The organism is Microbacterium sp. CGR1, from assembly GCF_001266755.1.
In the GTDB taxonomy this organism is placed as follows: domain Bacteria; phylum Actinomycetota; class Actinomycetes; order Actinomycetales; family Microbacteriaceae; genus Microbacterium.
In genome coordinates this window covers 3523792-3546797 of sequence record NZ_CP012299.1, presented here as the reverse complement: position 1 = coordinate 3546797, position 23006 = coordinate 3523792, and the positions used below count along the sequence as shown (strand labels likewise).

Below are 23006 nucleotides of genomic sequence, written 5' to 3'. Positions count from 1 at the left end.
TCCCTCAGTACTCTCGAGGATGAAAGCGGTCTGCGGACGGCCGCCCCTCTCGAAACGGAGCGACCATGACCGACTCGACGCGGCCCGAAGACCCGCAGTACAGCCCTCCCGCGTGGGACGGAGCGCGACCGGCGGATGCCGCCGTGGATCCTGCCGCCTACCCGATGGCCGGCCCGGGACAGCCCACGCCGTACCCCTCCCCGGCCGGGCAGGGGCTGGCGGTCGCGGGACTCGTCCTGGCCTTCGTCATCGCCCCGCTCGGACTGATCCTGAGCATCGTCGCCGCCGTCAGGCTCGGCAAGGCCGGGGCACCGCGCGGCCTCGCCATCGCGGGAATCGCGGTCGGCGCCGTCATCACCGTGATCTGGATCATCGGAATCATCGTGCTCGTGAGCGTCTTCGCGAACCTGTTCGCGATGTGCGCCGACCTCGGTCCGGGCGTGTGGCAGGTCGGCGGAGTCACCTACACCTGCAGCTGAGTTCGCGGCCGGACGAGAAAGGGGCCGGATGCGTTCGCATCCGGCCCCTTTCTCGATCCGTCTCAGCGCTTGTAGTTCGGCGCCTCGACCACGATCTGCACGTCGTGCGGGTGCGACTCCTTGAGACCCGCCGCGGTGATGCGCACGAACTTGCCGCGCTGCTTGAGCTCTTCGATGGTGCGGGCTCCGACGTAGAACATCGACTGCCGCAGTCCGCCGACCAGCTGATACGCGACGGCCGACACGGGGCCGCGGTACGGCACCTGTCCCTCGATGCCCTCGGGGATCAGCTTGTCGTCGCTGGGCACGTCGGCCTGGAAGTAGCGGTCCTTCGAGTACGAGGTCTGCTTGCCGCGGGTCTGCATGGCCCCGAGGGAGCCCATGCCGCGGTACTGCTTGAACTGCTTGCCCGACTGGAAGACGATCTCGCCCGGCGACTCGTCGGTGCCGGCGAGCAGCGAGCCGAGCATCACGGCGTCAGCACCCGCGACGAGCGCCTTGGCGATGTCGCCGGAGTATTGCAGACCACCGTCGGCGATCACAGGGACGCCGGCCGGACGTGCGGCGAGCGACGCCTCGTAGACGGCCGTGACCTGGGGCACGCCGACGCCGGCGACGACGCGCGTCGTGCAGATGGAGCCTGGCCCCACGCCCACCTTGACCGCGTCGACACCTGCGTCGATGAGCGCCTGAGCGCCCTCGCGGGTGGCGACGTTGCCGCCGATGACGTCGATGTGCGCGAAGCTCTCGTCCGCCTTGAGCCGCGTGACGAGGTCGATCACGCCCTGTGACTGGCCGTTGGCCGTGTCGACGACGAGGACGTCGACTCCGGCGTCGCGCAGCGCCTCTGCGCGCTCCCAGGCATCGCCGAAGAAGCCGATGGCCGCGCCGACACGCAGACGACCCTGGTCGTCCTTCGTGGCGAGCGGGTACTTCTCGCTCTTGTCGAAGTCCTTGATGGTGATGAGACCGGCCAGCTTGCCGTCCTCATCGATGAGCGGCAGCTTCTCGACACGGTGATGCGCGAACAGGGCGATGACCTCGCCGGCGGCGACGCCCACCGGTGCGGTGACGAGACCCTCCGACGTCATGACGTCCTTCACGAAGGTGGTCTGACGCTCGAAGCCCGAGACGAAGCGCATGTCGCGGTTGGTGATGATGCCGACGAGGCGGCCGTCGGGGTCGACGACCGGCAGACCCGAGATGCGGTACTTGGCGCAGAGCGCGTCGACCTCTTCCACGGTCGCGTCGGGCGACGTCGTGATCGGGTCGGTGATCATGCCCGACTCGCTGCGCTTGACGCGGTCGACGTGGGCCGCCTGATCGGCGATGGAGAGGTTGCGGTGCAGGATGCCGATGCCGCCCTCTCGCGCCATCGCGATGGCCATGCGGGATTCGGTAACCGTGTCCATGGCGCTGGAGAGCAGCGGAGTCGCGACCGAGATACGGCGAGTGATCCGCGACGAGGTGTCTGCCTCGCTGGGGATGACGTCGGTGTGCCCGGGAAGGAGCAGCACATCGTCGTACGTGAGTCCGACGAAGCCGAAGGGGTCGTGCTGGTCCATGGATAGTCCTCCTGCGGGCGCGATCTGGGGCGAGGGTGTACCAATTCTAAGTGCGGAGCGGCTGAGGAAATTCCCTGCGCCCGCTGACATCGCGCGCAGGACGCCCCGAGTGACCTATCGGTATTTCGCAACTTCGTGATGGGATCGTTCTCACCGTGAGCAGATCGTGCCTTGGTTGAAACAGAGCCGACACATTACGCTCATACCGTCGTACATCAGGGCCGATGAACAACTCCGTCATGGCCTGTGTACTGGGCTGGAGGTTCTGTGCGTCCGACGATCTCGGCGAATCGAAGCGGAATGCGGTGGGTCATCATCCTGCTCGCGTCGCTCCTCGCCATCGCTTTCCTGTGGTTGCAGCCTCCGGCTGCGGCTTCCGCCGAAGAAACGGACGACGGCCAGGAGATCACAGACTTCTACTTCGCCGGTGTCATCACCTTCGATGACGACCCCGTCGAAGGCGTCCTGATGACGATCGAGGGCGGCGGCTTCGAAGGCGAGACCGAGACCGACGCCGAGGGCAAGTGGCGCCTGTACGTGCCCGAGAAGGACACGTACACGCTCACGGTCGACGAGGAGACCCTCCCCGACGGCGTGATCGTCGATGCGGCGCAGCTGCCCGAGGGCACCCAGCCCATCGCCGGCACGACGGCGTCGTTCGAGGTCGAGTTCGGCCTGACCGGCACGAAGATCCTCAACCTCTTCCTCGGTGAGGGCGAGAGGATGACGACGTCCTTCATCGACCAGCTCCTCTCACGTCTCGTGGGCGGCCTGAACTTCGGTCTGCTGCTGGCGCTCGCCTCCATGGGCGCGGCGCTCATCTACGGCACGACGCGGCTGTCGAACTTCGCTCACGCCGAGATGGTCACCTGGGGCGGCCTGGTCGCCCTCGTGACGACGAGCTTCTGGCATCTGCCGCTGTGGCTCGGCATCATCGCCGCCGTGATCGGGGGCGGTCTCTTCGGCTGGGCCCTGGATGCCGGCATCTGGCGTCCGCTGCGACGACGAGGCCTCGGTGTCGTGCAGCTGATGATCGTCAGCATCGGTCTGTCTCTCGCCCTGCGCTATGCGTTCCAGTACATGATCGGTGGTGGCACTCGCCAGCTCCCCGGGGCCAGCCCCGAGCCGTTCCGGTTCGGTCCGATCTCGCTGTCCTACATCGACCTGATCGGCATCGTGGTCAGCATCGTCGTGATCGTGGGCGTCGCGTTCTTCCTCACCCGCACCCGCATCGGCAAGGCGACCCGCGCCATCTCCGACAACCCGCAGCTCGCCGCAGCATCCGGCATCGACGTCGACAAGGTCGTGCGCTACGTCTGGATCCTGTCCGGCACGCTCGCCGCCATCTCCGGCATCCTCTGGGCCTACTTCCGCCCCGGCGTGAAGTGGGACATGGGCATGCAGATGCTGTTGCTCATCTTCGCCGCCATCACGCTCGGCGGGCTCGGCACGGCGTTCGGTGCGCTCGTCGGCTCCCTCATCGTCGGCATCGCGGTCGAGGTCTCCACCCTCTGGATCCCCTCGGATCTGAAGTATGCGAGCGCCCTGGTCGTGCTCATCGTGATCCTCCTCGTCAGACCTCAGGGCCTGCTGGGACGCAGGGAAAGGTTGGGCTGATCGCCATGGACTTCGGAAGCATCTTCTCGAACACAGCCGTCTATCTGTTCAGCCCCGTCACCCTCGCCTACGCGCTGGCGGCGACCGGTCTGGCCGTGCACTTCGGCTATGCGGGCCTGCTCAACTTCGGCATGGCCGCCTTCATGGCGGTCGGCGGATACGGCTACGCGATCTCCGTGCTGACCTTCGGGCTCCCCTGGTGGGTCGGCATGCTCATCGGTCTCCTGGGGGGCGCGTTCTTCGCAGTCCTCCTCGGAATCCCGACGCTGCGGCTCCGTGCCGACTACCTCGCCATCGCGACGATCGCCGCGGGTGAGATCGTACGACTGCTCTTCACCACCCAGATCTTCGACGAGTACACCAACTCGGCCGACGGTCTCGCGCAGTTCAACGGCGGGTTCCGCGACGCCAATCCGTTCCCGCCGGGCACCTACGGCTTCGGACCGTGGACCTACAGCGCGAACGACCTGTGGAACCGGGTGTTCGGACTCATCGTGCTGCTCGTCGCGATCCTGCTGGTGTGGTCGCTCATGCGCAGCCCGTGGGGACGCGTCCTCAAGGGAATCCGCGAGGATGAGGATGCCGTGCGCTCGCTCGGCAAGAACGTCTTCGCGTACAAGATGCAGGCGCTCGTCGTCGGTGGCGTGATCGGCGCAGCCGGAGGAATCGTCTTCGTCCTCCCCTCGGCTGTCGTGCCGGGCAGCTACACGACCTCGCTTACGTTCTTCCTGTGGACGATCCTGCTGCTGGGCGGCGCGGCCACCGTGTTCGGCCCGACACTCGGGGCCATCCTCTTCTGGGTCGTCTTCGCTTTCATGGCGAACCTGCTCCCGGCGATGGCGCGGTCCGGAATCCTGCCCATGTCCGACAGCCAGGCCTCGACCCTGGTGTTCATCTTCGTCGGCATCGCCCTGATGCTGCTCGTGATCTTCCGACCTCAGGGCATCCTCGGAGACAAGAGGGAGATGACCTTTGTCAAATGAACTGACCCCCGACGAGAGCGCCCAGACGGCGCCCGCGACCGGCAGCATCCGCCGACCGAAGACCACCGGACTCGCCAAGGGCCCTGCGGCCCCCGGCGTGCCGAAGGTCGATCCCATCCTGATCGCGGATGCCGTGCAGCGGCGCTTCGGCGGTCTGACGGCCGTCGACGTCGACCACGTCGAGATCCCTCGCGGCGCCATCACCGCTCTGATCGGCCCGAACGGAGCAGGGAAGACGACCCTGTTCAACCTGCTCTGCGGTTTCGACAAGCCGAACAGCGGGACCTGGTCGTTCGACGGCACGAGCCTCTCGGGCGTTCCCTCCTTCAAGGTGGCGCGCATGGGACAGGTGCGCACGTTCCAGCTGACCAAGTCGCTGTCGCTGCTCACGGTGCTCGAGAACATGAAGCTCGGTGCTCCTGGACAGCGCGGCGAGGGCTTCTGGTCGAGCCTGTTCCCGTTCCTGTGGCGCAAGCAGGATCAGGAGATCGAGGTCAAGGCCCGCGAGCTGCTGGCCCGCTTCAAGCTCGACGCCAAGGAGAAGGACTTCGCCGCGGCGCTCTCGGGCGGCCAGCGCAAGCTCCTCGAGATGGCGCGAGCGCTCATGAGCGATCCGACCCTGGTGATGCTCGACGAGCCGATGGCCGGCGTCAATCCGGCGCTGACCCAGTCGCTCCTCGATCACATCCTCGACCTCAAGGGCCTGGGCATGACGGTGCTGTTCGTCGAGCACGACATGCACATGGTCCGCCACATCGCCGACTGGGTCGTGGTCATGGCCGAGGGCAAGGTCGTCGCCGAGGGCCCGCCCGACGAGGTCATGGAGGACCCGGCCGTGGTCGACGCCTATCTCGGCGCCCACCAGGACCTCGATCTCGGTGCCGTGACCGGTCGCATCCCCGTGATCGAGAACGCCACCGCCGCCAAGCTCCGCGAGCAGATCGAAGCAGAAGCCGAGGCGGAGCTCGAAGCGACGAGCACGCCGGATCACGACCAGAAGGACAACGCATGAGCGCCGAGACCTCCGCTGCGGCACCGCGAACGGACGACATCGTCGTCGAGCTGAAGGACGTGCACGCCGGCTACCTGCCCGGTGTGAACATCCTCAACGGCGCCAACCTCGTCGCCCGACAGGGCGAGCTGATCGGCATCATCGGCCCCAACGGCGCCGGCAAGTCGACCCTGCTGAAGGCGATCTTCGGGATGGTGAACGTCCGCAGCGGCGAGATCACCGTGAACGGAGAGAGCATCATCGGGTTGAAGGCCGACAAGCTCGTCAAGCGGGGCGTCGCCTTCGTGCCGCAGACGAACAACGTGTTCCCCTCGCTCTCGATCGAGGAGAACCTGCAGATGGGGCTGTATCAGAACCCCAAGATCTACGCCGAGCGACTCGAGTTCGTCACCGGCATCTTCGCCGAGCTCGGCAAGCGCCTCAAGCAGCGCGCCGGTTCGCTCTCGGGCGGCGAGCGGCAGATGGTGGCGATGTCGAGGGCACTCATGATGGATCCGTCGGTGCTGCTTCTCGACGAGCCCTCCGCCGGCCTCTCCCCCGTGCGTCAGGACGATGCGTTCATCCGCGTCTCCGACATCAACAAGGCGGGCGTGACGACGATCATGGTCGAGCAGAACGCGCGGCGCTGCCTGCAGATCTGCGACCGCGGCTACGTGCTCGACCAGGGCAAGGACGCGTACGAGGGCACCGGACGCGACCTGCTGAACGATCCGAAGGTCATCGGTCTCTACCTCGGAACTCTCGGCACCGACGCCGCCTGAGGGCTCCCACGACAGAGGGGCGGATGCGACTCGCATCCGCCCCTCTTCTGTCCCCTCGCGCAGCGGGGCACGCACACGACGAAGGCCCCGGATCGAGGATCCGGGGCCTTCGCTCGTGATCAGTTGGTGCGGGAGATCAGGTTGTCGGCGCCGTACTCGTACGTGCCGATCGATGCACCCTGCGGGTCGCCGTTCTCATCGAACGTGATCTCGCCGGAGTAGCCGTCGTAGTCGGCGGTTCCACCGTCGTTGATGATCGCCGCGCAGTCCTCGAAGCTGGTGCACTTCTCACCGTCTCCGCTGCCGCCCGAGACCTCGGCCATCTTGGCCGCGATGTCCGCGCCCTCGGTCGAACCGGCGGCGAGAGACGCGAGTGCGACGAGCACGACCGCGTCGTAGGCCTCGGCTGCGTAGGTGAAGTCGTTGACCTCGGGGTTGCCCTCACCGGTCCAGAACGTCTGCAGACGGTCGGTGAAGTCGTCCTCGAGCGCCGGTCCCGGCTTCGTGCCCTGTGCGCCCTCGAGCGAGAACGGGAAGTTCGTGTCGGGCGAGGAGCCGTAGTCCGACAGGTTTCCGTCGACGAGGTAGAACTTGTCGGGCGAGATGCCGGCGTTGACCAGCAGCGGGGCGATGGTCTTGAACTGGTCGAACGACACGATCGCGACGGCGTCGGGGTTCTGAGCCTTGATCGTCTCGACCTGTGCGTCGAACTGACCGTCACCGACGTTGTACGACGCGTCAGCGACGACCTCGCCACCCGCGTTCTCGAACGTCGACTTGATGTTGTCGAACAGTCCGGTTCCGTAGGCGTCGTTCTGGTAGATCACGCCGAGGGTCTTGTGTCCGTCTTCGGCGATCAGGTTGCCGAGGACCTCACCCTGCAGAAGGTCGCTGGGCGCGGTGCGGAAGTAGAGACCGTTGTCGTCCCAGTCGGTGAAGTCCGGGCCGGTGTTCGAGGCCGAGATCTGCAGGATGCCGGCGCTGACGTTTCCGTCGAGGATCAGGCGGGAGACGCCCGACGCCGCGGCACCGACGATGGCGGTGACGCCCGCGCCCTGGAGCTTGCTGATCGACGTCTCGTAGGCCTTGGTGTCGGTGTCGCCTTCGTCTTCAGCCGTCAGGTTGATCGTGACGCCGGCAGCAGCATCGTTGACCTCCTTGACCGCGAGGCCGACGCCGGATTCCATGGGCGGGCCGAGGAACGACAGCGAACCGGTCTGCGGCAGCAGCGAGCCGAGCTCGAGCGTGAGGTCGGCCGACGATCCGCCGCCGCCACCACCGTCGGACGGCTCCTCAGAGGGCGTGCCGCTGCAGCCTGCGACGACGATCGCCGAGACGCTCAGCAGCGCGACTCCGGCGAGAATCTTGGCGCTGCGCGAGCGCGTGAATGAGGTCATGATGCTCCCTTGCGTGACTGGCCGTGGATTGTGACCACGGTCGGGTGCTCTAACACTAGGACTGAAAGGCTTCGCGTAGGGGTCGCCGATGTTTCGGTGCGTTAACGATCCGACACCGAGTTTCCGGACGGATGAACCGGGAGTTCAGACGAGTGTCGGCTGATCGATCCGGCGTCCGCGACGCGCGGCGAGCAGCAGGTCGATCAGGAACACGAGGATCGCGACCCAGACGATGATGAAGCCTGCCCACCGCTCGGGCGGCATCGGCTCGCCGAGCACGACCGCGCCGATGATGAACTGCATGACGGGGGTGATGAACTGGATCATCCCGATGACGGTGAGGTTGATGCGTCGGGTGCCCGCGGCGAAGAGCAGCAGGGGCACCGCCGTGGCCACACCGGCGAACGCGAGAAGCACCGCATGCCACACACCGTGGGAGCCCATCGTGATCCCGGCGGGGGTGGCGGCGACGAGGATCAGCTGCACGACGGCGATCGGGATCAGCCAGAACGACTCGAGCGTGAGTCCGCTGACCGCATCGACCGCGGGGCCGATCTTCTTCTTGATGAGTCCGTAGACGCCGAACGAGGCGGTCAGCGAGAGGGCGATCCACGGGAACTCGCCGTAGAAGAGGACGATCACGATCACGGCGACCGCCGCGATGCCGATCGCCGCCCACTGGAGCCTGCGAATGCGCTCCTTGAGCACGAACACCCCGAGCAGCACGGTGGTGATCGGGTTGATGAAGTAGCCGAGGCTGGTCTCCACGATGTTCCCGGAGAGGGTTCCGATGAGGAACACCTGCCAGTTGACGTAGATCAGGACACCCGCCAGAGCCGTCCATCCCAGCAGCCTCGGCTGTCGGACGATGACGCCGAAGGCGGCCCAGCCGCGCATCACGGTGAGGAGGAGCAGGCAGAAGACGAACGACAGCAGCACGCGCCACGCGACGACCTCCCACGGACCGGTGGGCACGAGCAGCAGGAAGTAGAGGGGCAGCACGCCCCAGAGCAGATACGCTCCCCCCGCGTACGCGACTCCCGCCGTCTGAGTGGCTCGGGAGGCGGCGTTCGTCGGGGTCACCGCACAACCCTATGCCCGTCGCCGCGCCGCCTCCGCCCCACGAGACCAGCCGTCCGGACATTGGCAGAAATCGATGCACCGGTGGCCGAACGCGCAGGAAGGCCCGGATGCGTGATGCATCCGGGCCTTCCGAAGACGTTGTCTCAGCGGACGACGACTGCGAGCACGTCGCGAGCCGACAGGACGAGGTACTCGTCTGCGCCGAACTTCACCTCGGTGCCGCCGTACTTGCTGTAGAGCACACGGTCGCCCACGGCGACGTCGAGCGGAACGCGGTTGCCGTTGTCATCGATGCGGCCGGGGCCCACGGCCACGACCTCGCCCTCCTGGGGCTTCTCCTTGGCGGTGTCGGGGATGACCAGGCCACTCGCGGTGGTCTGCTCGGCCTCGACCTGCTTGATGACGATGCGGTCCTCGAGCGGCTTGATGGAAACCGACACGGTCTACCTCTTCTTTCTTGACGCTGACAGGAAGACTTTTCGCACTCTCAACCCGAGAGTGCTAATCCAGTCTAGGCGTTCCGCTGGCACTCACGCAATGCGAGTGCCAATGCGGCGAACAGCCCGCCGCCTAAGCTGGGGCAGTGGAGATCTCCGAGCTGCGCGCACTGCTCACCCCCGAGGGCCTGAAGGCGCTGGACGAACTCGGCCCCGTCGACGAGGTCGCCGACGTCGCTCGGATCGTATCCCGGCTGCGTGCGGCCGGCCACTCGCCCGAGCTCGTCTCGGCCGTGGTCGGACAGGCACGACTTCGCACCAAGGCGAAAGGCAAGTTCGGCGACTTCGCGGCCCGGATGCTGTTCACCCGCGCCGGACTCGAGCAGGCGACGCGGCTGAGCGTGGCCGCCCGGCATGCCCAGCGGATGCGCCGCGCCGGCATCACTCGCGTCGCGGATCTCGGCTGCGGCATCGGCGGGGATTCTCTTGCCTTCGCCGGTGCAGGGCTCGTCGTCGTCGCCGTCGACGCCGACGAGGTGACCTCGGCGATCGCGGCGTACAACCTGGCGCCTCTCGGAGACAGCGCGAGGGTGATCCACGGCACGGCCGAGGCGCACGTGCCCGTCGAGGGCCACGAGAACCAGGCGATCTGGATGGATCCGGCCCGCCGCACCGCCGGGCACAGCGAGACGCGCCGGGTCTCGTCCGATGACTACTCTCCGCCGCTGGACTGGGCCTTCGCTGTGGCCTCGCGCACATCGACGGGCATCAAGCTCGGTCCCGGTCACGACCGCGATTCGCTTCCCGTCGACGCCGAGGCGCAGTGGGTGAGCGCAGACGGCAGCGTGGTCGAGCTCGTGCTCTGGACGCGCGCACTCGCCCGCGACGGCATCCGCCGTTCCGCCCTCGTGATCCGCGGCGAGCGCTCACATGAACTCACCGCAGGCGCCGACGCCGTCGACGAGCCCGTGCGGGAACTCGGCGCGTTCCTGCACGAGCCGGACGGGGCGGTGATCCGGGCGCGTCTGATCGGCGATGTCGCGCGCAGCCTCGACGCGGGAATGCTCGACGAGCGCATCGCGTACCTCACCTCTGACGCCGCGGTCACCAGTCCGTTCGTGCAGTCGTTCCGGGTGCGCGAGACGATGCCGGCGAACCCGAAGGCGATCAGCGCCGTCCTCAAGGCGAACGACATCGGATCCCTCGAGATCAAGAAGCGCGGCATGGACATCGACCCCGCGGCCTTCCGCAAGAAGCTGGCGCTGCGGGGCGAGCAGACCGCGACGCTGATCCTCACTCGCGTGGGTGATCAGCGACGAGCGATCCTCGCCGATCGGGTGCCGGCAGCCGGCTGACGTCTCCCCGGCGCCTAGCCCTCGGAGTCGTCGGACGGGATGTCGACCTGGATCGGATCCTGGTATTCGCCGCCGAGCTCGAGTGTCTCACCGGGCCTCACCGTCTGCTCTGCCGTCGCCGTCGTGCTGTCTCCGGACACCACGAGGTAGGGCATGCCGTTCAACGTGTACGCGAGACGCACGCTCCAGTCGGAGATCATCCCTCCGGCCTCGTCCACGATGGTTCCGGCGACCTCGATGACGTCCGCCGACGATTGTCCCTCGCTCGCCGGGCGGCATTCGACGGCCTTGACGGCATCGACGATGAGGCAGTCCTGGATGTCGTCGCTCTCGACGCGCTGTGCGCGCCAGACCGGGGCATCGCGGAAGTACCCGACGACCGAGAAGGAGAACTCTTCGAAACCCTCCTCGACCAGCTGCTCGGCGCGTTCCCGCTCGTCGCCCTGGAACTGCGACAGCCAGGAGTTCTCGTCCGAACGCCATCGCTGGATGATGCCGACGACCTCCCCGTTCATCGCTCGCGCGGCGGATGCCCAGATCTCCTCGAGGCCCTCGTCCCCCTCCCCCGGCACCGCGACGCTCGCGTTCAGGCCGATGCCGTTCCCGTTATCGAGATCGGCCGCGGGCTGGCACTGATCCGCCGACTTGTCGGCGGCGTCGAGCGTCAGGCACACCGTCTCGCCGTCGTCCTTCGTCGCGTACCAGACGAGGGCGTCCTCGTCCTGTCCGATCGCGCGCAGACTGCCCGGGTCGAACCCGCCCTCGGCCTGCAATTCCGCACGCCGCTCCTGCTGCGCGGAAGTCAACGCGACGGCATCGCCGGAACGCCCGAAGAGCGCCCAGCCGGTGCCGAGACCGATCACGAGCAGAAGTGCGGATGCCGCGGCGACCGCCTTCCAGTGCTGACGGAATGCGGCGCGGAGGCCTCCGGTCTCGGCAGACCGGCGTCCGTCGTCCGCGTGTTCGTCGGGAGCGCTGGGGGAAGCGTCGGCGACGGGTGCCCGACCGTCACGGAACGGTTTCTCCGACGTCGGCGGCTCGTGGGCCGGTCCCTGCCCGACCGGCGCGTCGACCCGGTCACGCGGGCCAGGGTCGACCCGGTCAGGCCTGCCAGGCTCGCCGCGCAGCGATTCGAGCTCTCTCAGCCTCGCCGCCTCGGCCTCGGTCAGGCCACCGTCGCGGCCGTACGCTTTGACCTGCAGCCCGCGCAGCTCGGCAGAGTCACTCTCCTGCAGCATCGTCGCCCTCCCAGCCCTTCGTCACGGTCAGGTACTGCTGACCGTAGCCGAACCGGTACTCGTAGCGGGTCGTCTTCCCCTCACCCACGACGTCGAGCACGAGCGTCCTGTCCGCGTCGGCGAGCATGATGCTGTCATCGCAAGCCATCGGAGGGTCGGGCATCGACCCGTCGTAGACGAGACAGTACCTCTGCGTGGACATGTCGATCCCCGTCCAGATCGGCACGTCGTCGTCGTAGCCGGCGACCAGGATCGTCCGCCGGTCCAGTCCCGTCCGCTCGGCGAGGGCGGTCGCCGCCTCCGCCTCGTCGGGGCTGGCGAACATCGCCGTGGACTGCGGCGAGGTGATGTAGCCGCGGGTGACGACCGCCGGCTCGCCGGCCGGCGTGAGGAACATCTGCGCCTCGACGTCGTAAGTCTGACTCTGGCTCACAGGTTTCGTGAGAGTGGCATTCACGCCCTGGACCACGGCCTGCTCCCGCGTCGTGCACGCGGGAGCCGTCGCGTCCTCGTGTCCGAGCACCAGGCACACGTCAGCGCTCTCGTTCTTCGTCGCGAACCAGATCACGACGCCTTCTTCCTCCGCCATGGCCCGCACCGACCCCGGGTCGAAGTCCCCCGATGCGACGATCGCGCTCTGCCACTCCTCCTGCTGGGCGCTGAGCTGCATCGGCGCGGGACCCCGGTCGGTGAAGAGAAGCCAGCCCAGCGCGAGGCCGGTGACCGCGAAGGCCGTGGCGACCGCGACCGCGAGACGCCGATGGTGTCGCAGCGCGATGAGCGGGGACTCGCCCTGGCGCTCGACGTCCACGACCGGGTCGGCAGGTGACGCGCTCCCCTCCTCCTCGGCAACGCCCCGCGGAGCCTGCGCAGGGTCCGGCGCACGCGTCTCCGGACTTCTCGTCGCCGGCGGCCCCGCCAGACGCGTCTTCGTGGATTCCAGCTCGCGCAGCCGCGCTGCATCCGCCGCGCTCAACGCCCCCGCACGGCCGTACGCCCGCGCCTCGAGCGCGCGCAGCTCGACGGATCGGTCCGCGTCGAGCATCGGCTATCCGAGTCTCTCGAACTGCATCCCGGCCCAGACGAGCCAGCCGAGGCTGTAGACGGTCGCACACAGACCGAGAACGAGCGCCCAACGAGCGATGGCGCGGCTCTCGACCGGTCGGCGCAGCGACATGATCGACGCGATCACGGCGACGATGGCGATCGGGATGCCCCAACCGACGAAGAACGACGCGGCCAAGGCGACGACCGCCGCCATCAGCGCCCAGGGAGCGAGGCGGGTGTCGTCCACGGCGGACGTGCCCGTCGCCGGCTCCCAGTCGCTCTCCCGACCGATGTCCTCGGCGACTGGCCCCGTGACGACCACCGGCTCGACTCCGACCGGGCCGGTGGGGAGCTTCGTGTATCCCTCGCGGCGCGACCCAGGTATGCGTGCCGACCCCGCCGGGTGCTCGACCTCGCCGCTCGGGCGCTCGATCCTGGTCGGCGGCACCGCGGCACTCGAGGCGGGCCCCGGTTCTGCACCCGCCCGATCCGGAGTGCGAGGCACGTCGCTCATCACATCACCGCGACGCGCTCGTCGACCTGGATCTCGGTGACGGGAAGCGTCGAGTCGGCTCCGAACGCCAGCGTCGACGGGCGACGGCCGGACGCGATGAGCTCCGCGGCGAGCGCCGCGATCATCGCACCGTTGTCGGTGCACAGCGACAACGGCGGGATGCGCACCGTCACGCCGGCCTTCTCCGCCCTCGCGAGGGCGACCTCGCGGAGTCGTCGGTTGGCGATCACTCCTCCACCGAGCAGCAGGCGGGGCACGCCGAGGTCTGCGCACGCGGCGAGCGCCTTCGTCACGAGCACATCGACGACCGCCTCACGGAAGCTCGCGGCGACGTCGGCTACTGGCACGGGAACGCCGTCTGCCTCGCAGCGCTCGACCCAGCGCGCGACAGCGGTCTTGAGCCCGGAGAAGGAGAAGTCGTAACGGTGCTTCGCGAGGTCGGAGGCGCGCGAAAGGCCTCGAGGGAAGCGGATCGCGTTCGGATCTCCGTCGAGTGCCGCTCGATCGATCTCGGGTCCGCCGGGGTACGGCAGCGACAGCAGTCGGGCGACCTTGTCGAATGCCTCCCCCGCGGCATCGTCCATGGTCTCGCCCAGCATCTCGACGTCGGTCGTGAGATCGCGCACGTGCAGCAGCGAGGTGTGCCCGCCCGATACCAGCAGCGCGATCGTCGGGTACTCCAGCGGCTCGGAGTCGGGAGTCAGGATGTCCGCGGCGATGTGTCCGACCAGGTGATTGACCGCGTACAGCGGCTTGTCGAGCGACACCGCCAGACCCTTGGCGGCACCGACGCCGACCATGAGCGCTCCCGCGAGGCCGGGTCCGCTCGTGACGGCCACCGCGTCGAGGTCGCCGAGCCGCACCCCGGCCTCGGCCAGGGCGGCGTCGATCGAGGGTTGCAGGGCCTCGAGATGGGCACGGGCGGCGACCTCGGGAACCACTCCGCCGTAGCGGGCGTGCTCGTCCATGCTCGACGCGATCGTGTTCGAGAGCAGCCTGCGTCCGCGGACGATCCCGATGCCGGTCTCGTCGCAGCTCGTCTCGATGCCCAGCACCAGCGGCTCGGTCATGAGGTCGCCTCCTTCGCGGCATCCGACGCCGTCTCATCTCGATGCTCGGAGCGCGGATGCTGCAGGGCGAGGCGCATCACGATCGCGTCGACGTCGTCGGGCTGGTAGTAGCGGGGGCGACGTCCGATCTCCTCGAACCCCTCCGAGCGGTACAGCCCCTCGGCACCGGGGTTGTCTGCCCGCACCTCGAGGAAGACCTCTCTGGCTCCGCGTTCCACCGCGGCATCGAGAAGGGACCGCAGAAGCGCCCGGCCGCGGCCGCGACCGCGGTGCTCGACGTCGAACGCGATGGTCTGGATGTCGGCGTCACTCGACCCCTGCAGTGCACGGACTCCGCCGTAGCCGATGATCGCGCCGTCCTGCTCGTCGACCAGATAGCGTCCGTGCGGGCTCGCGAGCTCCAGGGCCATCGCCTCCGAGCTCCACGCGTCGGTGGGGAACGAGCGGTGCTCTATCGCCATGATGGCGTCGAGATCGTCTGGCGTCGCGTCGCGCAGCGTCATGACCCCACCTTCTTGGGCGCTCCCGGCACGGTGACGTCGGGCTGACGCAGATAGATCGGCTCGGTGCCCGCGAGTGTGCGCCCGGCAGCCAACGCCCTCGCGCCCACGCGAGCCAGATCGACGCCCGACAGCGTCTCCACATCGATACGGCGGATCCCCTGGAGGTGCTCGTCGGCGTCGACGCGTGCGACCAGCACGGTGTCGGTGATGACGTGCGGGATGCCGTCGGCATCCGTTCCGTCGAAGACGGTGATGGCGACCTCTCGGCGGCGGGCGTCCGTCACGATGGCGAACGGCCCGGTCACGGCGTGATGCTCGACGGCCGTGAGCGCTGCGGCGAAGTGGCTCGGCACGGGGACGACGGGGATGCCACGCCCCAGCGCGAACGTGCGTGCCGTCGCGATGCCGATGCGGAGTCCGGTGAACGGCCCCGGGCCCATACCGGCCACCACATGATCGATCGGGCCTGATCCGGACGCGTCGAGGGCCCGCACGAGCAGCTCGCCGATGACCTCCGCGTGACGGAGCGGATCGGCGGCCGAGGCGTCTGACAGACGCGTGCCGTCATCGTCGATGAGGGCGACGGCGGTGCCCAGGGAGGTGTCGACGGCGAGGATCACCTCTCCAGGGTAGTCGTCGTTCAGCCGGTGATCGCTGAGCGTCCGCCACGCGTGATCGACACGTGCCGCGGTGCGTCGGCGTCAAGCTCCGAGGGGTCGAGCTCGTCGTCACCGCCGACGGGACGCTCCAGCTCGATGTCCCACCAGGTCTCGGCCAGGTCCTCGGCCATCCCGCGTCCCCACTCGATCACCACGACCGATCGTGCGAGGTCGAGGTCGAGATCGTCGAGCTCTGCCCCTGAGCCGAGCCGGTAGGCGTCGACGTGCACGAGCGGCGCGCGTCCGACGAGCGAGGGGTGCGTGCGGGCGATCACGAAGGTGGGGCTCTGCACGGGGCCGCGTACGCCCAGACCCTCCGCGAGTCCGCGGGTGAACGTCGTCTTGCCTGCGCCGAGCGGGCCGGTGAGGATCAGCAGGTCGCCCGCTTCGAGCTGCTCGCCGATGCGGAAGCCGAGCTGCTCCATCGCGTCCGAGGTCTCGATCTCGCGGCGCCCCAGGAAGGACGGGTCGACGCTCATGCCGACCGCCGGGGAACACGGGCGCCGATGCGCGTCACGATCTCGTAGTCGATGGTCGATGCGGCGTTCGCCCACTCCGATGCCGAGGGCACGCCGAGCGTCGGGTCGCCGAACAGCACGACCTCGTCGCCGATCGACACCGGGGCGTCCCCGACGTCCACGACGAACTGGTCCATGGCGATGCGGCCGACGTTCGTGTATCGGCGCCCGGCGATCGATACGGGCAGGCGCCCGGATGCGTGGCGCGGCACGCCGTCGGCGTATCCCAGCGGGACGAGCACCAGCGTCGTGTCGCGGGAGGTGCGGTGGTCGTATCCGTACGACACCCCGGCGCCGGCCGGCACGCGGCGGACGGCGGCGATCGCCCCCCGCAGCGTCATGGCCGGGCGAAGCCCCAGCTCCGCAGAAGAGCGGTCATCGAACGGCGAGAGGCCGTAGATACCGATGCCGATGCGCACGGCATCCAGACGCATCTCCGGCAGGTCGATCGCGGCCGCTGTCGCCGCGATGTGCCGGATCTCGGGATGGATGCCGAACGACGCCGCCGCCGTGACCGCCTCCTCGAACTTCGCGAGTGCCGCCCGGTCGTCCTGGGGCGACGTGTTCGAGAGGTGGCTGAAGAGCCCGACGATGCGCAGCCGCCCGATGCGTTCGAGGCGCGCGGCTTCGGCGAGCACACGACGCCAGTCCGCCGGGGCGATGCCGTTGCGCGACAGCCCGGTCTCGAACTTGAGGTGCACGCCGACCGGGCGGTCGACCGAGGCGACCGCTCCCGCCGCTTCGAGCTGGTCGAACGACGAGATTCCCACCTCGATGTCGTGCGCCGCAGCCTGGTCGAAACGCTCGCCCGGCGCGTGCAGCCAGGCGACGATCGGAGCGGTGATGCCCTGACGACGGAGTTCGAGCGCCTCAGGGATCTCGGCGACCCCCAGACGAGTGGCACCCCCGGCGAGGGCGGCGACGGCAGTCGCGGCAGCCCCGTGGCCGTAGGCGTTCGCCTTCACGACGGCGATGACCTGCACGCCGGTGAGTCTGCGGAAATGGCGGACGTTGTCGCTGATGGCATCCAGCTCGATGCGGGCTTCGCGGAACGGAACGGTCACAGCGGCTCTCCTTCGGCGACCACGAACGCTGCGGCGAGCCCCGCGTCATGGGTGAGGGTCAGGTGCAATCGGGTGATCCCGCGCTCTGCGACGACGTCGGCGGTGGAACCGGAGAGCACGAAATGCGGGCGGCCGGATGCCTCGGAGGCGATCTCGATCTCGATCCAGTGCACGCCGTCAGAGCCGCCGAGCGTCTTGATCAGGGCTTCCTTCGCGGCATAGCGCGCGGCGAGCGACGGCAGTCTGAGACCCCGCTCCCCCGGCGCGAACAGCCGCTCCCGAAGCCGCGGCGTGCGCTCCATCGTCCGCTCGAACCGCGGGATGTCCACGAGGTCGATGCCGGTCCCGATGATCACCAGTTCAGCCTAGTCGCGGCATCCCGAATCGGTCGGCCCAGCCTCTGCACGGTGCCCGTGCCCCGGACGGGTGACGTGTCTCGACGAGCCGCCTCCGGAGGCCGACGACGCTTACTCGACGGTGACGGACTTGGCGAGGTTGCGCGGCTGGTCGACGTCGAGCCCCTTGGCCGTGGCGAGCGCCATCGCGAAGATCTGCAGCGGGACGACAGCGAGCAGCGGCTCGAACATCGCGCCGGCGAGCGGGATGCGGATGACTTCGTCGGCGAACGGCAGCACGGCCGCATCGCCCTCTTCCGCCACCACGATCACCCGAGCTCCGCGAGCACGGATCTCCTGGATGTTCGAGACGACCTTGGAGTGGACCACAGCCGAGTGTCGAGGCGAAGGCACCAGCACGAAGACGGGCTGTCCGGGCTCGATCAGTGCGATCGGGCCGTGCTTCAGCTCGCCGGCGGCGAAGCCCTCCGCGTGGATGTACGAGATCTCCTTGAGCTTCAGCGCGCCTTCGAGTGCGATCGGGAAGCCCACGTGGCGACCGAGGAACAGCACCGAACGAGTGTCGGCCATCCAGCTCGCGAGCTGGGTGACATGCTCCTGCTCGCTCTCGAGGACCTTGGCGATCTTCTCGGGAAGTGCGGTGAGCTCGGCGACGTCGACCGACGCATCCTGGACGGAGCCGCGCACGCGCCCCACGTGCAGGCCGAGCAGCAGCAGAGCGGTGATCTGCGCCGAGAAGGCTTTCGTCGACGCCACTGCGACCTCGGGCCCGGCGTGGGTGTAGACCACCGCATCGGACTCGCGAGGGATCGTCGCACCCTGCGTGTTGCAGATGGAGAGGGTGCGCGCGCCGCGCTCCCTCGCGTACTTGACGGCCATCAACGTGTCCATCGTCTCGCCGGACTGGCTGATCGAGATCACGAGGGTGTCGTCGCCGATCACCGGGTCGCGGTAGCGGAACTCGTGCGCGAGCTCGACGTCGACGGGGACCCGCGCCCACTGCTCGATCGCGTACTTGCCGACGAGCGCCGAGTACGCGGCCGTACCGCAGGCGGTGATGATGATGCGGTTGATGCCGAGGAACAGGTCGTCGAGCCCGTCGAGCTCGGGGATCACGACCTGGTCGCCCTGGATGCGGCCACGGATCGTGTTGGCGACCGCCTCGGGCTGCTCGGCGACCTCCTTGGCCATGAAGCTCGACCAGCCGCCCTTCTCGGCGGCGGCGGCGTCCCACGAGACGTCGAACGGCTCGGCCTCGACAGGCGTGCCGGCGAAGTCGGTGACGGTGACGGCGTCCGGGGTGATCGAGACGATCTGGTCCTGGCCGATGGCCAGTGCCTTGCGGGTGTGCTCGATGAACGCGGCGACGTCGGAACCGAGGAAGTTCTCACCCTCGCCGAGGCCGATCACCAGGGGCGAGTTGCGGCGAGCACCCACGACCAGGCCCGGGTGGTCCTGATGCATCGCGAGCAGGGTGAAAGCGCCCTCGAGGCGGTTGACGACGGCGCGGAACGCGCCCTGCAGGTCTCCGCCGTTGTTGCGGTACTCGCGGCCGAGCAGCGCGGCAGCGACCTCGGTGTCGGTCTCGCTGCGGAAGCTGACGCCATCGGCGAGCAGCTCGTCGCGGAGCGAGGCGAAGTTCTCGATGATGCCGTTGTGGATCACGGCGAGCTTGTCGTCATCGGCGAGATGCGGGTGCGCATTCTCGTCGGTGGGCCCACCGTGGGTGGCCCAGCGGGTATGCCCGATGCCCGTGTTGCCGTCCGAAAGCTCGGCATCCTTCAGCGAATCGCGCAGCATGGCGAGCTTTCCCGCCTTCTTGCGCATCCCGAGGGAACCGTCGCCGTCGATGACGGCGACACCCGCGGAGTCATACCCGCGGTACTCGAGACGGGCGAGGCCTGCGAGCAGGATGTCCTGGCTGGGCCGCGGGCCCACGTATCCGACGATTCCACACATGTCGTCAAGAGTAAGGCGGGCTTTTTGCGAAGGTTCCGAACGAAATAGCCGACCGGTCAGAGCTTCCGCAGGAGCACGCTCTCGACGCTGTGGTCGACGCCCTTGTTGAGCACGAGACGCGCGCGATGCTTGGTCGGCATCACGTTCTCGACCAGGTTCGGCATGTTGATCTCGTTCCAATAGCCGAGAGCCGTCGTGATCGCCTCGTCATCGGTCAGGTGGGCGAAGACGTTGAAGTAGGACGAGGGATTCGAGAACGCGCCCTGGCGCAGTGCGAGGAACCGATCGACGTACCACTTCTCGATGTGCGAGGTGTCGGCGTCGACGAAGATCGAGAAGTCGAAGAGGTCGCTGACGGCCACGTCATTGGGGGCGGGCGGCGGCTGGAGGACGTTCAGGCCCTCGACGATCACGACGTCGGGGCGACGGACGACCACATGGGCGTCGGGGACGATGTCGTAGCGCATGTGCGAGTAGAACGGCGCCCGCACCTCTGCCGCACCGCTCTTCACCTCGGTGAGGAACTCGAGCAGCGCCCTCCGGTCGTAGGACTCCGGAAAACCCTTGCGCTCCATCAGCCCCCTGCGCTCGAGCTCGGCATTCGAATACAGGAACCCGTCCGTCGTCACGAGCTCGACGCGAGGGGTGCCCGGCCAGCGGCTCATCAGCTCGCGCAGCAGACGGGCGATCGTCGACTTTCCGACGGCGACGGAGCCGGCGACTCCGACCACGAACGGGGTCGTGGAATCGTCCTCCTGAAGGAACGAGCTGGTCGCGGCGCCCAGACGCTTGGTGGCCGTCGCGTAGAGGCTCAGCAGTCGACTGAGCGGCAGATAGACCTCGCGCACCTCGGCGAGGTCGAGCCGGTCGCCGATGCCCCGGAGTTCGACGACCTCGGTCTCGGTGAGCGGCTGGTCGAGTCCCGCCGCCAATCGCGCCCATTCATCGCGCCCGATCTCGCGATACGGAGACAGCGGCAGCGTGGGGTCGGCGGTGGTCACGGATACATCGTAACGGCGCACGAGTAGTCTCTATCCGTGCGCCTGGGAGTACTCGACATCGGTTCCAACACCGTCCACATGCTCGCCGCCGATGTCCGGCCCGGCGGCAGGCCGCTGGCGACCACCAGCGACCGCACCGTCCTGCGCCTGATGCGCTACCTCACGGATGACGGATCGATCTCGGAAGAGGGGGTGCGCGCACTCGAAGCGGCCGTGGCCCAGGCGCGCGCGGTCGCGGAAGCCGAGCGGGTCGATGAGCTGCTCGCCACCGCGACGAGTGCGGTGCGCGACGCCCGGAACGGTGCCGACGTGATCGCCCGCATCGAAGCCGCCCTCGGCCAGCCTCTGCAGGTGCTCGATGGAGAGACCGAGGCCGAACTCACCTTCCTCGCCGTTCGGCGCTGGTTCGGCTGGTCGGCCGGCCAGCTCCTTCTCCTCGACATCGGCGGCGGATCGCTCGAGGTCGCGGCGGGCGGTGACGAGCTTCCCGACGCCGCGGCATCCGTCCCACTCGGAGCCGGTCGGATGACCGTGCAGTTCCTTCCGCAGGACCCGCCGGGCGAAGACGACGTCGAGCGGCTTCGCGAGCACGCGAGCGCCACCCTTGCCGAGGTGCTTCCCCGATTCACCGCGCTCCCGCGGCCCGATCACGTCGTCGGCTCCTCGAAGGCGATCCGATCTCTGGCTCGACTGGCCGGCTATCCGGTTCCCGGCTGGTCGGGGATCCAGCGCATGGTGCTGCCGCGAGCAGCGCTGGGATCGTGGATCCCTCGACTCGCTCGCCTGCCCGCTTCCGCGCGGCAGGAGCTGCCCGGGATCACGGCGGATCGCACGTTCCAGATCGTCGCCGCCGCGGTATCGCTGCACACGGCCATGACGGCGCTCGACGTCGACGAGCTCGAAGTGTCGCCGTGGGCTCTGCGCGAGGGCGTGCTGCTGAGATACATCGAGCAGTTGAACTGGAGCGCGCCGCGCGACTGACCAGGGGTCGGTGCCGCACGGCGCGCTCGACGGTTCAGAGGGAGAGGCGCTCCCGCACCACATCGACGAGGCGGTCCGCGTACGACTGCGCGGATTCCGCATCCGGCGCCTCGACCATGACTCGGACGAGCGCCTCGGTGCCCGACTTGCGCAGGAGCACCCGGCCCGTCTCGCCGAGTTCGGCTGCGACCTCGCGAACGGCCTGCTGCACGACGGCATCGGACTCGAGCGCGTCCTTGTCGACGTCGCGGACGTTGATCAGCACCTGCGGGTAGACGGTCATCACGCTCGCGAGCTCGGCGATCGTCTTGTTCTGGCGCGCCATCTCGGCGACGAGGTGGAGCCCTGTGAGCAGACCGTCACCGGTGGTCGCGAACTCGCTCATGATGACGTGTCCGGACTGCTCTCCGCCCAGGGCGTAGCCGCCCCGGTTCATGTCCTCGAGGACGTAGCGGTCGCCCACCGCGGTCTGTCGAACCGTGATCCCCTGCTCGCGCATGGCGATGTGCAGACCGAGATTGCTCATCACGGTGGCGACGAGGGTGTCGTCGGTGAGGTGACCGCGTTCCTTCATCGCGACCGCGAGGATCGCCATGATCTGATCGCCGTCGATGACGTTGCCCTGAGCGTCGACAGCCAGGCATCGATCGGCATCGCCGTCATGCGCGATCCCGATGTCGGCACCGAGACGGACGACAGCCTCGGCGAGCTGGTCGAGGTGCGTCGAACCGACGCCGTCGTTGATGTTCCAGCCGTCCGGATCGGCACCGATCACGGTGACATCGGCCCCGGCATCGCGGAAGGTCTCCGGCGAGACGCCGGATGCGGCGCCGTGGGCGCAGTCGAGCACGACCTTGATGCCGTTGAGCCGGTTCGGCAGCGAGCCGAGCAGGTGGACGACGTAGCGGTCTTCGGCGTCGGAGAATCGGATGATCCTGCCCACGCCGGCACCGGTCGGACGCAGCTTCTCGCCGGCCATGGCCTCTTCGATCCGCTGCTCGACGACATCGGGCAGCTTTACGCCGCCGCGGGCGAAGATCTTGATCCCGTTGTCGGGTGCCGCGTTGTGCGAGGCCGAGATCATCACACCGAAGTCGGCGTCGCGGTCGGCGACGAGGAACGCGAGAGCCGGCGTCGGGATCACTCCGGCCTCGAGCACGTCGACGCCGGAGGATGCGAGTCCTGCGGAGACGGCAGCTGTCAGGAAGTGACCGGAGACCCGGGGGTCGCGGGCCACGACTGCAGTGAGTCGCTTGCCTTCGGCTTTACGAGCCTCCGCAGTACGGCCCTGGCCCAGGACGACAGCAGTCGCCTGGGCCAGGGTGAGCGCGAGGTCGGCGGTGAGGATGCCATTGGCAAGCCCTCGCACGCCGTCCGTGCCAAAGATCGGCATCGGAGCGGTGGACC

The 23006-nt window shown here is 68.3% G+C and carries 23 protein-coding genes; 7 read left to right on the top strand and 16 right to left on the bottom strand.

The window, feature by feature from the left end; translation table 11 throughout:
• The first annotated feature begins 65 nt into the window (after positions 1–65).
• Complete coding sequence (locus AKG07_RS16960) at positions 66–479, top strand: hypothetical protein (protein ID WP_053098959.1); 414 nt, start codon at positions 66–68, stop codon at positions 477–479.
• Between the two features lie 62 nt (positions 480–541).
• On the opposite strand, the gene guaB is transcribed toward AKG07_RS16960, so the two are convergent.
• On the bottom strand, positions 542–2044 hold the full coding sequence (gene guaB, locus AKG07_RS16955) for an IMP dehydrogenase (RefSeq protein ID WP_053098958.1): 1503 nt from the start codon (positions 2042–2044) through the stop codon (positions 542–544).
• A gap of 300 nt (positions 2045–2344) precedes the next feature.
• Here guaB and AKG07_RS16950 point away from each other — a divergent pair, with 300 nt between their 5' ends.
• The 4 genes from AKG07_RS16950 to AKG07_RS16935 are packed head-to-tail and all read left to right on the top strand — an operon-like array spanning position 2345 to position 6417.
• Positions 2345–3661: a branched-chain amino acid ABC transporter permease gene (locus tag AKG07_RS16950; RefSeq protein WP_053099396.1), complete on the top strand. Its 1317-nt coding sequence runs from the start codon at positions 2345–2347 to the stop codon at positions 3659–3661.
• A gap of 5 nt (positions 3662–3666) precedes the next feature.
• On the top strand, positions 3667–4644 hold the full coding sequence (locus tag AKG07_RS16945; RefSeq protein WP_053098957.1) for a branched-chain amino acid ABC transporter permease: 978 nt from the start codon (positions 3667–3669) through the stop codon (positions 4642–4644).
• Between the two features lie 46 nt (positions 4645–4690).
• On the top strand, positions 4691–5656 hold the full coding sequence (locus AKG07_RS16940) for an ABC transporter ATP-binding protein (protein ID WP_053099395.1): 966 nt from the start codon (positions 4691–4693) through the stop codon (positions 5654–5656).
• Complete coding sequence (locus AKG07_RS16935) at positions 5653–6417, top strand: ABC transporter ATP-binding protein (RefSeq protein WP_053098956.1); 765 nt, start codon at positions 5653–5655, stop codon at positions 6415–6417. Before AKG07_RS16940 ends, AKG07_RS16935 begins: the two co-directional genes overlap by 4 nt.
• A gap of 119 nt (positions 6418–6536) precedes the next feature.
• On the opposite strand, the gene AKG07_RS16930 is transcribed toward AKG07_RS16935, so the two are convergent.
• From AKG07_RS16930 to groES, 3 genes are all read right to left on the bottom strand, one after another.
• Complete coding sequence (locus tag AKG07_RS16930) at positions 6537–7814, bottom strand: ABC transporter substrate-binding protein (protein WP_053098955.1); 1278 nt, start codon at positions 7812–7814, stop codon at positions 6537–6539.
• A 144-nt stretch (positions 7815–7958) separates the two neighbouring features.
• Complete coding sequence (gene rarD, locus AKG07_RS16925; RefSeq protein ID WP_053098954.1) at positions 7959–8897, bottom strand: EamA family transporter RarD; 939 nt, start codon at positions 8895–8897, stop codon at positions 7959–7961.
• Between the two features lie 143 nt (positions 8898–9040).
• Positions 9041–9337, bottom strand: a complete 297-nt coding sequence (gene groES, locus AKG07_RS16920) for a co-chaperone GroES (RefSeq protein ID WP_039394204.1) — start codon at positions 9335–9337, stop codon at positions 9041–9043.
• A 143-nt stretch (positions 9338–9480) separates the two neighbouring features.
• On the opposite strand from groES, the gene AKG07_RS16915 reads away from it, so the two are divergent.
• Positions 9481–10689, top strand: coding sequence for a THUMP-like domain-containing protein (locus AKG07_RS16915; RefSeq protein WP_053098953.1), 1209 nt, complete (start codon positions 9481–9483; stop codon positions 10687–10689).
• A gap of 14 nt (positions 10690–10703) precedes the next feature.
• Here AKG07_RS16915 and AKG07_RS16910 read toward each other — a convergent pair whose 3' ends face one another.
• The 11 genes from AKG07_RS16910 to coaA all read right to left on the bottom strand — a co-directional run bounded on the left by AKG07_RS16910 (position 10704) and on the right by coaA (position 20618).
• Complete coding sequence (locus tag AKG07_RS16910; protein WP_053098952.1) at positions 10704–11927, bottom strand: hypothetical protein; 1224 nt, start codon at positions 11925–11927, stop codon at positions 10704–10706.
• Complete coding sequence (locus AKG07_RS16905) at positions 11911–12972, bottom strand: hypothetical protein (RefSeq protein WP_053098951.1); 1062 nt, start codon at positions 12970–12972, stop codon at positions 11911–11913. Before AKG07_RS16905 ends, AKG07_RS16910 begins: the two co-directional genes overlap by 17 nt.
• Positions 12973–12975: 3 nt before the next feature.
• A complete protein-coding gene (locus AKG07_RS16900) occupies positions 12976–13488 on the bottom strand; it encodes a hypothetical protein (protein WP_053098950.1) in 513 nt (170 codons plus the stop codon).
• Positions 13488–14558, bottom strand: a complete 1071-nt coding sequence (gene tsaD / locus AKG07_RS16895; protein WP_053098949.1) for a tRNA (adenosine(37)-N6)-threonylcarbamoyltransferase complex transferase subunit TsaD — start codon at positions 14556–14558, stop codon at positions 13488–13490. Before tsaD ends, AKG07_RS16900 begins: the two co-directional genes overlap by 1 nt.
• The gene (rimI, locus tag AKG07_RS16890; protein ID WP_053098948.1) at positions 14555–15061 is read right to left on the bottom strand and encodes a ribosomal protein S18-alanine N-acetyltransferase; all 507 of its coding nucleotides are present in this window, start codon (positions 15059–15061) and stop codon (positions 14555–14557) included. The genes tsaD and rimI overlap by 4 nt, the downstream gene beginning before the upstream one ends.
• The gene (gene tsaB, locus AKG07_RS16885) at positions 15058–15681 is read right to left on the bottom strand and encodes a tRNA (adenosine(37)-N6)-threonylcarbamoyltransferase complex dimerization subunit type 1 TsaB (RefSeq protein ID WP_053098947.1); all 624 of its coding nucleotides are present in this window, start codon (positions 15679–15681) and stop codon (positions 15058–15060) included. Before tsaB ends, rimI begins: the two co-directional genes overlap by 4 nt.
• Positions 15682–15701: 20 nt before the next feature.
• Positions 15702–16199, bottom strand: a complete 498-nt coding sequence (tsaE, locus tag AKG07_RS16880) for a tRNA (adenosine(37)-N6)-threonylcarbamoyltransferase complex ATPase subunit type 1 TsaE (protein WP_053098946.1) — start codon at positions 16197–16199, stop codon at positions 15702–15704.
• Positions 16196–17302 (bottom strand): alanine racemase, encoded by a 1107-nt coding sequence (gene alr, locus AKG07_RS16875; RefSeq protein ID WP_053098945.1) that lies wholly within the window; start codon positions 17300–17302, stop codon positions 16196–16198. The genes tsaE and alr overlap by 4 nt, the downstream gene beginning before the upstream one ends.
• Positions 17299–17658, bottom strand: a complete 360-nt coding sequence (locus tag AKG07_RS16870; protein ID WP_053098944.1) for a holo-ACP synthase — start codon at positions 17656–17658, stop codon at positions 17299–17301. The genes alr and AKG07_RS16870 overlap by 4 nt, the downstream gene beginning before the upstream one ends.
• Before the next feature lie 111 nt (positions 17659–17769).
• Positions 17770–19617, bottom strand: coding sequence for a glutamine--fructose-6-phosphate transaminase (isomerizing) (glmS, locus tag AKG07_RS16865; protein WP_053098943.1), 1848 nt, complete (start codon positions 19615–19617; stop codon positions 17770–17772).
• A gap of 56 nt (positions 19618–19673) precedes the next feature.
• Positions 19674–20618, bottom strand: a complete 945-nt coding sequence (gene coaA / locus AKG07_RS16860; protein ID WP_053098942.1) for a type I pantothenate kinase — start codon at positions 20616–20618, stop codon at positions 19674–19676.
• A 36-nt stretch (positions 20619–20654) separates the two neighbouring features.
• Between coaA and AKG07_RS16855 the strand changes: the two genes are divergently transcribed.
• Positions 20655–21599: a Ppx/GppA phosphatase family protein gene (locus AKG07_RS16855; protein WP_053098941.1), complete on the top strand. Its 945-nt coding sequence runs from the start codon at positions 20655–20657 to the stop codon at positions 21597–21599.
• Between the two features lie 34 nt (positions 21600–21633).
• Here AKG07_RS16855 and glmM read toward each other — a convergent pair whose 3' ends face one another.
• A complete protein-coding gene (gene glmM / locus AKG07_RS16850) occupies positions 21634–22992 on the bottom strand; it encodes a phosphoglucosamine mutase (RefSeq protein WP_053098940.1) in 1359 nt (452 codons plus the stop codon).
• Positions 22993–23006: the final 14 nt, after the last annotated feature.

Excerpts from the sequence above, each read along its gene's own strand:
- AKG07_RS16950 (WP_053099396.1), top strand. The coding sequence starts at position 2,345 with ATGCGGTGGGTCATCATCCTGCTCGCGTCGCTCCTCGCCATCGCTTTC.
- AKG07_RS16935 (WP_053098956.1), top strand. The coding sequence starts at position 5,653 with ATGAGCGCCGAGACCTCCGCTGCGGCACCGCGAACGGACGACATCGTC.
- tsaE (WP_053098946.1), bottom strand. The coding sequence starts at position 16,199 with ATGAGCGTCGACCCGTCCTTCCTGGGGCGCCGCGAGATCGAGACCTCG.
- glmM (WP_053098940.1), bottom strand. The coding sequence starts at position 22,992 with ATGCCGATCTTTGGCACGGACGGCGTGCGAGGGCTTGCCAATGGCATC.
- guaB (WP_053098958.1), bottom strand. The coding sequence starts at position 2,044 with ATGGACCAGCACGACCCCTTCGGCTTCGTCGGACTCACGTACGACGAT.
- AKG07_RS16930 (WP_053098955.1), bottom strand. The coding sequence starts at position 7,814 with ATGACCTCATTCACGCGCTCGCGCAGCGCCAAGATTCTCGCCGGAGTC.
- AKG07_RS16900 (WP_053098950.1), bottom strand. The coding sequence starts at position 13,488 with ATGAGCGACGTGCCTCGCACTCCGGATCGGGCGGGTGCAGAACCGGGG.
- rimI (WP_053098948.1), bottom strand. The coding sequence starts at position 15,061 with ATGACGCTGCGCGACGCGACGCCAGACGATCTCGACGCCATCATGGCG.
- AKG07_RS16960 (WP_053098959.1), top strand. The coding sequence starts at position 66 with ATGACCGACTCGACGCGGCCCGAAGACCCGCAGTACAGCCCTCCCGCG.
- AKG07_RS16910 (WP_053098952.1), bottom strand. The coding sequence starts at position 11,927 with ATGCTGCAGGAGAGTGACTCTGCCGAGCTGCGCGGGCTGCAGGTCAAA.
- glmS (WP_053098943.1), bottom strand. The coding sequence starts at position 19,617 with ATGTGTGGAATCGTCGGATACGTGGGCCCGCGGCCCAGCCAGGACATC.
- AKG07_RS16945 (WP_053098957.1), top strand. The coding sequence starts at position 3,667 with ATGGACTTCGGAAGCATCTTCTCGAACACAGCCGTCTATCTGTTCAGC.
- AKG07_RS16905 (WP_053098951.1), bottom strand. The coding sequence starts at position 12,972 with ATGCTCGACGCGGACCGATCCGTCGAGCTGCGCGCGCTCGAGGCGCGG.
- tsaD (WP_053098949.1), bottom strand. The coding sequence starts at position 14,558 with ATGACCGAGCCGCTGGTGCTGGGCATCGAGACGAGCTGCGACGAGACC.